Here is an 11,207-nt window from a genome sequence, read left to right as displayed (position 1 = left end):
TTATTTGGCGGTGAGGGAGGGATTCGAACCCTCGATACGTTGCCGTATACACACTTTCCAGGCGTGCTCCTTCAGCCACTCGGACACCTCACCAATTTGTTTCAGTCATCTGCCTGTGGCTTTCGGAGCACGCGCTGCGTGCTTTCTTGCCGATTTCATCGGCTGGCAGCCACTTGGGCACATCACCAAATTTTTGTCTGTGGTTTAACGTGTTCAGCCAACACGACATTCGCGGAGCGGTTGCGCCGGAACGGGGCGTAATTTAGGGGAAAGCCCCGCCGGCGTCAACGGCTTTTTGGCTGCCGCGAACCGTTCGCACATTAAACGCGCAACTCAGTGCACAGATTCCGGTGCGACCTGGATCTCCGGCAGATTGAGGAAGCCGAGGCGTTCACATTCGGAAACCACTTCATGGGTCGCCGCCGTGGTGCTTTCGACGAACAGCAGGAACTGCTCGACGGAGAGACCCGCCTTGGTGAAGACGGTATGGCCCACGACGAGGCGCGGCAGGTTGTCATCTATGATGTCGAGGAACACCTTGAGGGACGGGTATTGCATGTTGAGACGACCCAGCTCGGCCACCAGGGGCAGCAGGGATGAGGGGCGTACCTCCAGCTCGGATGAAAACAGCAACCCTTCCTCTTCCACGAAGATTCGGCTCTCCTGGATGCCCTCGACGGACTGCAGGGAGACCATGTGGATGCCGTGGCACTGATCGCACACATAGTGCTCGATCCGGGCCTGCTGCAGCCAACGCATTATCATTTCAGAGCTGGGGATATTCATCATTTTCACGAACACTATAAGGATCAAGGGGCGCAGTCTAAACCAATTTTCCGACAACCAAAAGCGCACAGGCGGGATCACTCCTGGTCTCGCTTCTTTTTGGCAAGCGCTATGCATATACTCAGCCATTCTCGTACCGCACTCGCCTCCACAGAAGGCCCGATGACCATCCAAGAAAAGTATCGCCTGCACCTGAAATCCCTCTCGGATGAACTGCTCGCCCTGCAAAAACCCATTCGCATCCTGGATGCCATCAAATGGCCCCGCCACCTGCAGACCGAGTTTCTCGCCAAGGGCGGACGAGCGCTGCCCGCCATCGATGCCGACTTCTATCAGGCCCTCCCCCTCGATTTCGATCCCCGCAACAAATACCTGGAGCTCAAGGAGCTGAGGGACAGGATCCGCAGAAAGCTGGGGCCGCAGGATGATCTGGGCCGGATCCTGCAAGAGACGGTGGATCAGTACATGGTGGTGATCGAGATGCTGCGCCAGCGCGGGCAGCCGGACTTTCAGCGCTACAGCCAGTTGCTGTACGGCTCGGCGAGCGATCACCTGCGCGGGGATCGCAAGACTCTGAAAGAGCTGGGGGCCCGGCTGTGCGACATCTTCTCCCTGCCTGGCGCCCGCCATCTGGTGCGCCCCTACCCCAAGGAGTTCGAGGGGGAAGCGGCGGTGGCCAAACTGCAGGGCAAGCTGTCGAACTATTTCAGCGACGGCACGGTGCAAGTCAAGCTGAGCGATGGCATCGTCTCCGATGCCGCCGCCGGGGGGGATTACATCAAGCTGAGCTCCCACGCCCGCTTCTCCGAGCTGGACTTGCAGGTATTGGAGGTGCACGAGGGCTGGGTGCACGTCGGCACCACCCTCAACGGCCGCCAGCAATCCTATGCCACCTGGCTGGGTGCCGGCTCGCCGCGCATCACCGCCTGCCAGGAGGGGCTGGCTGTGCTCATTGAGACCCTCACCTTCAGCTCCTTTCCGGACAGGGCCAAGCGCATCTCGGATCGGGTGATGGCCATCGACATGGCGGAGCGCGGCGCCGACTTCATCGAGGTGTTCCGCCACTTCGTCGAGAAGGGGGCCAGCGAGCACGATGCCTACAAGATCACCCAGCGGGTGTTTAGGGGCGGCATGGTCGAGGGAGGCGCCTGCTTCACCAAGGATCTCTCCTACGTGAGAGGCTATGTGGAGACGGTCAACTTCATCCGCAGCGCCGTGCTGGAGGGGGTGCCGGAGATCCTGCCCATGCTGTTCGTCGGCAAGGTGACCCTGGACGACATCCCTGTACTCTATCAGCACTATCTGGAGGGGCTCATCGATGCGCCCCGCTACCTGCCCCCCATGTTTCGCGATCTCACCGGCCTTTACGTCTGGTTCGGCTTCGCCTCCGGCATGTCGCTCATCGACATCGGCCGGGTACAGCAGCATTTTCGCCAGCTGTTCCACCGCCTGCCGGTGGCCGACCCCATCATAGCGCCGGTGGACATAGAGATAGACTGAGCCCTTCGTCGACAAAAAAGGGCGCCCGTGAGGCGCCCTTCTTCATGCTGTGGCTTACTTGTAAGCCCGCCCTTCCAGATAGTGTTTGCGGCAGAGCGACACATAGCGGTCGTTGCCCCCTATCTCCACCTGCTCGCCGTCACGCATTACCAACCCGGCTTCGTTCACCCGGGAGTTCATGTGTGCCTTGTTGCCACACCAGCAGATGCTCTTGAGCTCCTCGAACTTGTCGGCCAGACAGAGCAGGTGGTAAGAGCCGGGGAACAGCTCGCCGCGAAAATCTGTCTTGAGGCCGTAGGCCATGACCGGGATCTTGAGCTCATCGACGATACGGGCCAGCTGATACACCTGCTCGCGGGTCAGGAACTGCGCCTCGTCGACGATGAACACATCGATCTTCTTCTCGCCGTGGCGCGCCTTGACCATCTCGAACAGATCGCAGCTGTCACTGAACACTTCCACCTTCAGCTCCAGACCCACTCTGGCGCGGATCACCCCGACCCCGAAGCGGTCGTCGATGACCGGCGTCATGGCCAGCGGATTCATGCCGCGCTCCAGATAGTTGAAATGCGCCTGGATGAGCTGGGTCGACTTGCCCGAGTTCATGGTGGCAAATTTGTAGTGCAGTGAAGCCATGGTACTGTTCCGAAACTGAATTTATGGGGCGCATGCTAACCAAAGCCCCTGCCAAAACCAAGGGGCCCGTGGGCCCCTTGTTTTATTTATGCGACCGCCAGGTCTCGCTGGAGCCGCGCTTTACGCAAATGGTAACCGGAGAAGATGATGAACCAGAGCCCGCTGACGGTGAAACCCGCCAGCACAGAGTGCATCATCCCCATCACCAGGTAACCGAGGGCGGCACCGAAGGCGATGGCGAGCGCATAGGGCAGCTGGGTCATCACGTGATCGATGTGATGGCAGCCAGCACCTGTGGCCGAAAGGATGCTGGTGCTGGAGATGGGCGAGCTGTGATCACCGAACACAGAGCCCGCCAGCACGGCAGCCAGCATCGGCAGCATCAGGCTGATGTCGCTGGCGGCTGCCATGTCACCGGCGAGCGGCAGCATGATACCGAAGGTGCCCCAGCTGGTCCCCGTGGCAAAGGCCATGGCACAGGAGAGGATGAAGACCACTGCCGGCAGCACTTCGATCGGCAGGTTGCCGTTGGCCATGGAGGCCAGGTACTTGCCGGTCTCCACGTCGCGCACCACGGCGCCTATGGTCCAGGCGAACAGCAGTATGTTGATGGCGGGCAGCATGGCCATGATCCCCTGGGGGGCCGCCTTCATCCAGTTCTTGGCACCCAGCTTGAGGCGCATGGCCAGACCTATGGAGACCACCAGGCTGCACAGGGCGCCATAGACCAGGGAGGAGCCGACATTGGTATTCTCGAACGAGCCGAGCACGCTGAACGGCAGGCCTTTGCCGACCAGCACGGCGGCGCCGGAATCTATCATGAAGTAGACGGTCGCCAGGGTCAGGGTCAGGATCGGCAGCACCATGTCGATCATGCCGCCATTGCTCTCCTCCGGAGACTCCATGTCCAGGCCGATGGGACGGCCCTTGGACTCATCCCACAGCTTGCCTTCCAGCGCCCACTGCTCGTGTTGACGCATGGAGCCGATGTCGAGCTGGAAGGCGATCACCACCAGCACCATGATCAGGGTGAAGACCGCATAGAGGTTCATCGGGATCATCTCGACGAAGGCGGAGATGGGGCTCTGCTCGGTCAGGCCATGGGCCGCCATTATGCCGCCCACCAGGGCGATGATGTAAGCGCCCCAGGAGGAGATGGGCATCAGCACGCAGACCGGCGCCGCGGTGGAGTCCAGCAGATAGGCCAGCTTGGCACGGGAGATCTGGAAGCGATCGGTGACCGGACGGCAGATGGCCCCCACCGACAGGCTGTGGAAGAAGTCATCGATGAAGAAGGCGAAGACCATCATGCCGGTGAGGGCCTTGGCCCCCTTGCGGGTCTTGGCGCGGCGCGCCGCCCACTCGGCGAAGGCCCGGGTCGCCCCGGAGACGCTCATCAGGCTGATGAGGCCCCCTAGCAGCAACATGAACAGGATCATGTTGACGTTGTCCCGGTTGAGCGCACCGTCGACCCAGAAGATCTTGAGCACGGTGTTCAACATGTAATGCAGGGAATCGAGGGGGGAGAACTGGTTGAGCAGCAGACTGCCGGCCACAATACCCACCCCCAGCGACACCAGGACGCGGCGGGTGATGATCGCAAGGGCGACGGCCAACAAGGGGGGAACGACGGACCAACCGGAGTCGGCGTAATGAACGATGTCCATGATCTCTTTGCACCTAAAGACAACAGGTGGAGATCTACCGAGAGGATCAAAGAAACAAAACCCAGGGCGGGCATACTCCTCAGCCCCTTCAGGTAGCGCTCCATAGTGGATGACTATGGCAGTCCTGCACCTGTTCGATGCAGAACCAGCAACCCGGTATGATGGCCTGGTCACTTCGGCGCCGACTCCTTTCATCGAGCATCGCAGGCATCACCCTCCGCTCGGTTACTCATAGGCAGCGCGCCTCTACTTAAAGGTATTCGCGGCACATTTTATCGAGCCACCGGGTGATAGCAAGTTTTTTGATTAAATTTCAAGGCTTGTGTGGCGAAAAGTGGAAAAATGGTAGTCAAATGGTTCATAAAATACGACATGGTCGATATTTTCATCTACTCAGCACTCATTCGGAAATGAACCCGCTGCAAAAAGAATAAACCGGGCGTCGTGAATAATTGCCAGACTTTATTTATCTGCCTAATTAATTATTTTGGCAGACTTGACTTGATGCCAAATCCCCCTATAAATTATCGAAAAACCAGCCCTTCCCATTAATATTTCTGCTCGCGTGGTAGCCAATATGAACGAATTTTTGAAAATTCTGCTGAATATCCGTAGTCTGCGCGCAGCCTGCCGCGATTTGTCCCTGGAGCAACTGGAAGAGGGACTGCAGAAATTGTCCGAGGTGGTCGCCGAGCGCCAGCAGGATGAATCTGCCGAACGCCAGGCCCGTGAAGAACATCAGAAGAAAATTGCCGAATACGCCGAAATGTTGAAAGCCGCAGGGATAGATCCTGCTGAATTGGTGGGCACAGTTGCCACCGAAAGCACCAAGGCCAGCAAAGGCAAACGCGCTCCCCGCCCCGCCAAATATCGTTATCTGGACAATGGCGTGGAAAAAACCTGGACCGGCCAGGGCCGCATGCCCTCCGCCATTGCCAAGGCCGTGGCCGAAGGCAAATCCGTGGAAGACTTTGCCATCTGATCTGCAGCACAGTCCCGCCCAATAAAAAACCTCGCCATGCGAGGTTTTTTATTGTGTCAGTGCCGGGCGTTTCAGCGCCTGTCTGCCGCCTTGACCCAGAGCACTTCCGGGGTGCCGGCAGAGACCAGCAAGTATCTGGCCACCGTGAAAAACCAGTCACTTAGCCGATTCAGATAGGGCAGGATAGCCGGGTTCACCTGCTCTTCCCGGCTCAGGCCAAGCAGCCGCCGCTCGCAGCGACGGGTCAGGGTGCGCACCACATGGGCCTGCGCCGCCGCCCGTGATCCGCTCGGCAGAATGAAATTGCGCAATACCGGCAACTGGGCGCTGTAGGCGTCAATCTGTTGCTCCAACCGCGCCGTCCAGGCCTCATTGACCTGCCACAGGGAAGCATTTTGCGCCTCGCTGGAAAACGCCAGCTCCCCGCCCAAATCAAACAGCTCTTGCTGCAGCAATATGAGTTCAGCCAATAATGCCGGCTCATTCTCGGGTATTTCGGCCATCAGCAGACCTATCTGGGAATTGAGCTCGTCAATGGCGCCATAGGTCTCGACCCGCCTGTCATCTTTTGCAAGGGAGGAGCCATCAGCCAGCCGCGTGAGGCCCTTGTCCCCTTGCCGGGTATATATTCTCATTCTGACATCCTGTTAATAATGGGAATAATCATGGACTCCAGTCCATTGAGTTTTATCTCGTACGCCAGAGCCAGGGTTTGGCCCAGCGCACCAGCCGGAAAACCGCTGCGCGCCATCCATACCAGATAGGGTTCTGGAATATCTATGATGCGTCGCCCCTGATATTTACCGTAGGGCATCTTGCCCGCAAGGGTGAGCAATACCCGCTCATCGGAGAGTCTGTCCATATCAATCGATATTCAGATATTTATGGGTCTGGATGGAGAGCCGCCAATTACGGGCGATGCAGGTCGCCATGGCCAGTTCGGTGGCCCTGGGCTTCTGGCTGATGGGCTGCAATGCTATCACCACGTCGGGGCGCAGGCTGGCCGTGGCCAGCAGGGCATCGAGCTCCTCGATATGGCGCTCGGTGGCCACCGGATGCTTGATCTCGTTGGCCCGCTCCAGGGCCGATACCAGCACAGGCAAGCCCCCCTTCATGCCAATCTTGGGGGAGACGGTGACCCAGGTCTGCGCGTGGGTCAGGATCTCGCTGGTACCACTGGTTTCGATCTGCACCTGATATCCCGCCGCCAGCAGGGCCGACGAGAGTTCGTGCAGATCGTAGAGACAGGGCTCGCCACCGGTCAACACCACATGGCGCGCCCGGTAACCCAGGGTCTCGAAGCTTCCCAGGATCTCCTCCGTGCTCATCTTGCTCCAGCCATCGGACTCGTTGGATCGATCGAGCACCTCGCGGCTGCCCACCTCACGGGCAGGATCCACCACCCAGGTATGGCGGGTATCGCACCAGGGGCAGCCCACCGGGCAGCCTTGCAGGCGAACGAAGATGGCGGGCACGCCGGTGAAGACGCCCTCCCCCTGGATGGTCTGGAAGATCTCGTTGATTGGGTAGTGCATCTCGGTCACGGCTTGCTGCAAAAGGCGCGGATTATACCCCAAACCCGGGAAAGAGGCAGGATCACAATCCGGTTTTCTCGCGCAAGCTGGCCATGATGCCCACCTTGTCGCCCAGATAGCGCTGCAGGCCGCGGCTGCGCAGCTCGCAGGCGGGGCAAGTGCCGCAGCCATCCCCCTGGATACCGTTGTAGCAGGTGAGGGTCTGCTGGCGCACCGTCTCGAGGTGGCCATAGTGATCCGCCAGCGCCCAGGTTTCCGCCTTGTCGAGCCACATCAAGGGGGTCTCGAAGCGAATGGCGCGATCCAGCCCCAGCGACACCGCCTGATTGAGGGCCTTGACGAAGTCGTCGCGGCAATCGGGATAACCGGAGAAGTCGGTCTCGCACACCCCGGTGATCAGGGTGTCGGCACCGACCTGATAGGCATAGATGGCCGCCAGGGTCAGAAACAGTATGTTGCGGCCCGGCACGAAGGTGTTGGGCAGGCCGTTGTCCTGCAGCTCACCGCTGACCGGGATGTCATCCCGGGTCAGGGCCGAGACGGCCAGCTCACCCAGCATGGTCACATCCATCACCTTGTGGGCGGCAATCCCGAGCTGCCCGGCCAGACGGCGAGCTGTCTCGATCTCTTCCCGATGACGCTGGCCATAGTCGAAGGTGATGGCGTGCACTTCATCATAGAGGGCCAGGGCTTGCACCAGGCAGGTGGTACTGTCCTGACCACCACTGAATACCACGACGGCTTTTTTCACGTTCATCACTCCTGTTTGCAATTCAGATTCAAGCGCGGCGACCTTGGGCAAAGTCATGCCACTGCCGGTTCAACTGGGTAAAGAGGTTCATCAGCGGGGCGAAGCGCTCGGGCTCCCCTTCCCACTGGGATAACAGATGGTAGCCCGCCTCCAGGGTCGACAGCGCCTCGGGAAACGGCTTCTTGCGAATGGAATATTGCCCCGCCATGGTGCCCAGCGTGATCCTCGGCAATCCCAGCAGGGCCGGGTTGCTGTGCAACATGCGATAGGCCTTGCGCCAGGTGCCATCGAGCAGGATAAAGTGCACCTCTTTGGCGTGCTCACGGCCCTCGCGCACCTGTGTCAGTGTCTGAGCCTCTTCATCAGGCCACAGCAGATAGCACTGCACCTTGGGGTCGACGAGCAGGGCATTGAGCCAGTCGGCATCGGCGAAGTGCTCCCCTACGTGAATGCGGGCATGGCTGAGGGAGGCGGCCAGCAGGGCGGCCGTGCCCTTGGGGTGGGCGACCTCGCCGGGATGCTGCAGGATATGGAGCGGTGCGAGGTGAGGCACCTGCTGGATATATTCACACAGGCAGGCTTTGAGGGCTCGGGTACAGCGTGTACAGTATCGGCTCTCTCTGTCGTTGGGTTGTTTCATGTTGTCAGAAAAATCGGGTCTGCTCTGGGTCATCACGCTTTCGCTCGTCACTGCCTTGCTCTTCTTCACCGTACCTAACCAGCTGCTCTCCTTCGATCGCGACCTGATCGCCCAGGGCGAAGGGTGGCGCATCATAACAGGCAATCTGGCCCACACCAACGGATGGCACCTGCTGCTCAACCTGAGCGGGCTTGCGGTGCTCTACAGCCTGTTTCGCGAATACCTGACGGGCTGGCGCCTGCCCGTGCTGCTCCTGCTGCTGGGGACGGCCGTCGGACTCGGGATCTGGTGGTGGTGCCCGCAGACCCAATGGTACATGGGGCTCTCCGGCTTGCTGCACGGCCTGTTCGTGTGGGGAGCCATGCAGGATATCCGCTATCGTCGCCATTCGGGCTGGCTCATGCTGCTTGGCATCGTCATCAAGCTCGGGCTGGACTTTTACAGTGCGGGAGAGAGCCCTGTCTCTGCCCTCATTGGCGCCAGGGTGCACATAGAGTCGCACCTCATCGGCTCGGCCGCCGGCCTGTTGCTCGGCCTCTTCCCCATCGGCCTGGGTGTGCAGGCCGTCAAGTCCTGATCCCCCGCGGATAAAGGCTGCCACTCATTCGCAGCAGCGCTCAGCGAGACATCAAAACGCAACAGGCCGGATCTGCAATCCGGCCTGTGGTCATCAAGGGGTCGGCCCCTTATCGGCAGAGCTCGGCGTTGATAGCCCCCAGCACGGCGGCCGGATCCGCCGCCTGGGTAATGGGTCGCCCTATCACCAGGTAGTCGGCCCCCGCCTCCACCGCCGCCAGCGGCGTCATGACCCGGCGTTGATCCCCGGCCGCCGATCCGCTCGGGCGAATGCCCGGGGTCACCAGCTTGAAGTCGGTGCCGAGCAAGGCTTTCAACGCACTGGCTTCCTCGGCGGAGCAGACCACACCGTCCAGCCCTGCCGTCTTGGCGAGGGTGGCCAGCCGGATCACCTGCTCGGCCGGGCTCACATCCAGACCCAGGGGGGCCATATCGGACTGCTCCATGCTGGTCAGCACTGTCACCCCGATAAGCCAAGGCGCCTTGTCACCATAGGGCAGCAGCGCCTCCCTGGCAGCGCGCATCATGCGTTCTCCCCCGCTGGCATGGACGTTGACCATCCAGACCCCGAGCTCGGCACTCGCCGCCACGGCCTTGGCAACCGTATTGGGAATGTCGTGAAACTTCAGATCCAGGAACACCTCGAAGCCCTTGGCCACCAGCTGGCGCACGAACTGGGGGCCAAACAGGGTAAACATCTCCTTGCCCACCTTGAGGCGGCACTCGGCCGGAGAGATCTGTTCAATGAAGGCGAAGGCATCGGCTTCGTGCTGATAATCCAGCGCGACCAGTACTTTGGGGTCTTGCATGTCACTTCCTATGGGTTGTTATGCCACATCCAGACTCGACACGGCCGGCGAGCCGGTCGCAGTCTGGCATCTTGCTCACTTGGGTTTGCACCAGGTTCGGCTTGCCGCCCCCGCTCGAGATGCGCGGGGACGGACTTTTGGTCACTAAGGGCTATTCACCATCCAGACCACGGATAGGCTTGATGGAGCCCCACTGCCGGCAGGAGGGACACTGCCAGAACAGGGAATGGGTGGCAAAGCCGCACTGGCGGCACTTGTGGGTCGATTTTATCTTGATCTGCTCGCCGACCAGCTGCTGCAGCAGCTCCAGACTCTCCTTGGCGGGCCCCTCCTCGGCGCTGGCCAGCTGGAAGCCCACCAACTGGTAAAACCCCTTCATGGAGGGGTGGCGCCGCAGCTGACGCAGCACCAGGGCGCGGGCCTGGCTCAGGCCGTCGCGCGCCTCCACCAGATTGGCCAGGGCCAGGGTTACGCTGACACCGGCATGATCCTCCACCGCCTTCTCCAGCAGCGGGATCAGCTCCTGGGTGCGGCCAAGCTGCTGATAGCAATCGAGCAGCCTGGGCATGGCCTCGGAGGCAAAATCCATGTCCTGCTCGAACACCCGCAGCAGATCCTTGCTGGCCTCCTCGTACTTGCCCTCTTCCATCGACAGATCGGCCAGTCGCAGGCTGGCCCGAGCGCAGGCAGGGTGGGCTGCGAGCGCCCGCTTGAACTTGGCGATCCCCGCCCCCTTGTCACCGTCGCGCAAGGCGCTCTCCGCCTGCTCGCAATAGAAATGGGAGATGGGCTCCGCCAGCTTCTTGCCCTGGAATTTCTGCAGGCGAATGGCGACCTCGATGGCCTTGTCCCAGTCACGCAGCTGTTGATGGATGATGAGCAACTGCGCCAGCGCCGTCTCTTCAAAGTCGCTGTCTTCGCACAGCTCCTTCCAGAGCGCTTCGGCTCGATCCAGCAGGCCGGCAGCCAGGAAATCCCGGGCCAGCTCCTGCAGCGCGAGCTGACGCTGCTCCCGGGTCAGCTGGCGGGCGACCAGGTTCTGGTGGATCTTGATGGCGCGATCGACCTCGCCCCGCTGACGAAACAGGTTGCCGAGGGAGAGATGGGTTTCGATGGTTTCGCTGTCGACTTCCAGCAGCTGGATGAAGAGATCCACCGCCTTGTCCGACTCGTCAGACAGCAAATAGTTGAGGCCCGCCACGTACTGGCGGGAAAACTGGTTACTCTGTTGCTGGGTGTCCTGGCGAACACTCCTGCGTCCCATGTACCAGCCATAACCGGCGGCAATCGGCAACAGCAGGAAAAGCAGTTCAAGCATCGAGGGA

The 11,207-nt window shown here is 60.6% G+C and carries 13 protein-coding genes, 1 tRNA gene and 1 riboswitch; of the genes, 3 read left to right on the top strand and 11 right to left on the bottom strand.

All coding sequences use genetic code 11. From position 1 onward, the window contains the following. Window positions 1-5: 5 nt before the first annotated feature. Window positions 6-93 (bottom strand) — tRNA-Ser (locus tag AB5Y91_RS00910). Between the two features lie 240 nt (window positions 94-333). Beyond that, entirely contained in the window at window positions 334-789 is a 456-nt protein-coding gene (locus AB5Y91_RS00905; protein WP_161507131.1) for a YbjN domain-containing protein, read from the bottom strand. A 159-nt stretch (window positions 790-948) separates the two neighbouring features. On the opposite strand from AB5Y91_RS00905, the gene AB5Y91_RS00900 reads away from it, so the two are divergent. Continuing rightward, window positions 949-2,286 carry a flavohemoglobin expression-modulating QEGLA motif protein gene (locus AB5Y91_RS00900; RefSeq protein ID WP_163137843.1) on the top strand — a complete coding sequence of 446 codons (1,338 nt, stop codon included), beginning with the start codon at window positions 949-951 and terminating at the stop codon, window positions 2,284-2,286. A 54-nt stretch (window positions 2,287-2,340) separates the two neighbouring features. Here the strand turns inward: AB5Y91_RS00900 and AB5Y91_RS00895 are convergent, their stop codons facing one another. Together AB5Y91_RS00895 and AB5Y91_RS00890 are read right to left on the bottom strand one after the other, a co-directional pair. Then, window positions 2,341-2,922 (bottom strand): thymidine kinase, encoded by a 582-nt coding sequence (locus AB5Y91_RS00895; protein ID WP_106886613.1) that lies wholly within the window; start codon window positions 2,920-2,922, stop codon window positions 2,341-2,343. Between the two features lie 86 nt (window positions 2,923-3,008). Continuing rightward, the gene (locus tag AB5Y91_RS00890; RefSeq protein ID WP_106886612.1) at window positions 3,009-4,589 is read right to left on the bottom strand and encodes a Na+/H+ antiporter NhaC family protein; all 1,581 of its coding nucleotides are present in this window, start codon (window positions 4,587-4,589) and stop codon (window positions 3,009-3,011) included. A gap of 85 nt (window positions 4,590-4,674) precedes the next feature. Continuing rightward, window positions 4,675-4,846: riboswitch (Lysine riboswitch) on the bottom strand. 320 nt (window positions 4,847-5,166) lie between these two features. Here AB5Y91_RS00890 and AB5Y91_RS00885 point away from each other — a divergent pair. Then, a complete protein-coding gene (locus tag AB5Y91_RS00885; RefSeq protein ID WP_025327182.1) occupies window positions 5,167-5,571 on the top strand; it encodes an H-NS family nucleoid-associated regulatory protein in 405 nt (134 codons plus the stop codon). A 71-nt stretch (window positions 5,572-5,642) separates the two neighbouring features. Here the strand turns inward: AB5Y91_RS00885 and AB5Y91_RS00880 are convergent, their stop codons facing one another. From AB5Y91_RS00880 to AB5Y91_RS00860, 5 genes are all read right to left on the bottom strand, one after another. Continuing rightward, entirely contained in the window at window positions 5,643-6,206 is a 564-nt protein-coding gene (locus AB5Y91_RS00880) for a cob(I)yrinic acid a,c-diamide adenosyltransferase (protein ID WP_368168853.1), read from the bottom strand. After that, entirely contained in the window at window positions 6,203-6,433 is a 231-nt protein-coding gene (locus AB5Y91_RS00875; RefSeq protein WP_005327834.1) for a DUF3820 family protein, read from the bottom strand. Before AB5Y91_RS00875 ends, AB5Y91_RS00880 begins: the two co-directional genes overlap by 4 nt. Window position 6,434: 1 nt before the next feature. After that, a complete protein-coding gene (gene queE, locus AB5Y91_RS00870) occupies window positions 6,435-7,106 on the bottom strand; it encodes a 7-carboxy-7-deazaguanine synthase QueE (protein ID WP_262110641.1) in 672 nt (223 codons plus the stop codon). A gap of 61 nt (window positions 7,107-7,167) precedes the next feature. Next, complete coding sequence (queC, locus tag AB5Y91_RS00865; RefSeq protein WP_163157272.1) at window positions 7,168-7,857, bottom strand: 7-cyano-7-deazaguanine synthase QueC; 690 nt, start codon at window positions 7,855-7,857, stop codon at window positions 7,168-7,170. 28 nt (window positions 7,858-7,885) lie between these two features. After that, window positions 7,886-8,530, bottom strand: coding sequence for a tRNA-uridine aminocarboxypropyltransferase (locus AB5Y91_RS00860; protein ID WP_193558502.1), 645 nt, complete (start codon window positions 8,528-8,530; stop codon window positions 7,886-7,888). Between AB5Y91_RS00860 and rrtA the strand changes: the two genes are divergently transcribed. Further along, on the top strand, window positions 8,496-9,074 hold the full coding sequence (rrtA, locus tag AB5Y91_RS00855; RefSeq protein WP_234678086.1) for a rhombosortase: 579 nt from the start codon (window positions 8,496-8,498) through the stop codon (window positions 9,072-9,074). The two genes, AB5Y91_RS00860 and rrtA, sit on opposite strands and share 35 nt — an antisense overlap. A gap of 109 nt (window positions 9,075-9,183) precedes the next feature. Here the strand turns inward: rrtA and pyrF are convergent, their stop codons facing one another. After that, window positions 9,184-9,882 carry an orotidine-5'-phosphate decarboxylase gene (pyrF, locus tag AB5Y91_RS00850; protein ID WP_163157268.1) on the bottom strand — a complete coding sequence of 233 codons (699 nt, stop codon included), beginning with the start codon at window positions 9,880-9,882 and terminating at the stop codon, window positions 9,184-9,186. Between the two features lie 151 nt (window positions 9,883-10,033). Further along, a complete protein-coding gene (gene lapB, locus AB5Y91_RS00845) occupies window positions 10,034-11,200 on the bottom strand; it encodes a lipopolysaccharide assembly protein LapB (protein ID WP_106886608.1) in 1,167 nt (388 codons plus the stop codon). Window positions 11,201-11,207 lie beyond the last annotated feature (7 nt).

Source organism: Aeromonas sp. R4-3, from assembly GCF_040908275.1.
In the GTDB taxonomy this organism is placed as follows: Bacteria; Pseudomonadota; Gammaproteobacteria; order Enterobacterales; family Aeromonadaceae; genus Aeromonas; species Aeromonas rivipollensis.
Note: the sequence above shows the minus strand (reverse complement) of the source record. Positions and strands in the feature narration are given on the sequence as shown.

Coding starts and splice junctions, on each gene's coding strand:
- AB5Y91_RS00885 (WP_025327182.1), top strand. CDS start 5,167: ATGAACGAATTTTTGAAAATTCTGCTGAATATCCGTAGTCTGCGCGCA.
- AB5Y91_RS00905 (WP_161507131.1), bottom strand. CDS start 789: ATGATGAATATCCCCAGCTCTGAAATGATAATGCGTTGGCTGCAGCAG.
- AB5Y91_RS00860 (WP_193558502.1), bottom strand. CDS start 8,530: ATGACCCAGAGCAGACCCGATTTTTCTGACAACATGAAACAACCCAAC.
- AB5Y91_RS00890 (WP_106886612.1), bottom strand. CDS start 4,589: ATGGACATCGTTCATTACGCCGACTCCGGTTGGTCCGTCGTTCCCCCC.
- lapB (WP_106886608.1), bottom strand. CDS start 11,200: ATGCTTGAACTGCTTTTCCTGCTGTTGCCGATTGCCGCCGGTTATGGC.
- AB5Y91_RS00880 (WP_368168853.1), bottom strand. CDS start 6,206: ATGAGAATATATACCCGGCAAGGGGACAAGGGCCTCACGCGGCTGGCT.
- AB5Y91_RS00875 (WP_005327834.1), bottom strand. CDS start 6,433: ATGGACAGACTCTCCGATGAGCGGGTATTGCTCACCCTTGCGGGCAAG.
- AB5Y91_RS00895 (WP_106886613.1), bottom strand. CDS start 2,922: ATGGCTTCACTGCACTACAAATTTGCCACCATGAACTCGGGCAAGTCG.
- queE (WP_262110641.1), bottom strand. CDS start 7,106: ATGCACTACCCAATCAACGAGATCTTCCAGACCATCCAGGGGGAGGGC.
- AB5Y91_RS00900 (WP_163137843.1), top strand. CDS start 949: ATGACCATCCAAGAAAAGTATCGCCTGCACCTGAAATCCCTCTCGGAT.
- pyrF (WP_163157268.1), bottom strand. CDS start 9,882: ATGCAAGACCCCAAAGTACTGGTCGCGCTGGATTATCAGCACGAAGCC.
- rrtA (WP_234678086.1), top strand. CDS start 8,496: ATGTTGTCAGAAAAATCGGGTCTGCTCTGGGTCATCACGCTTTCGCTC.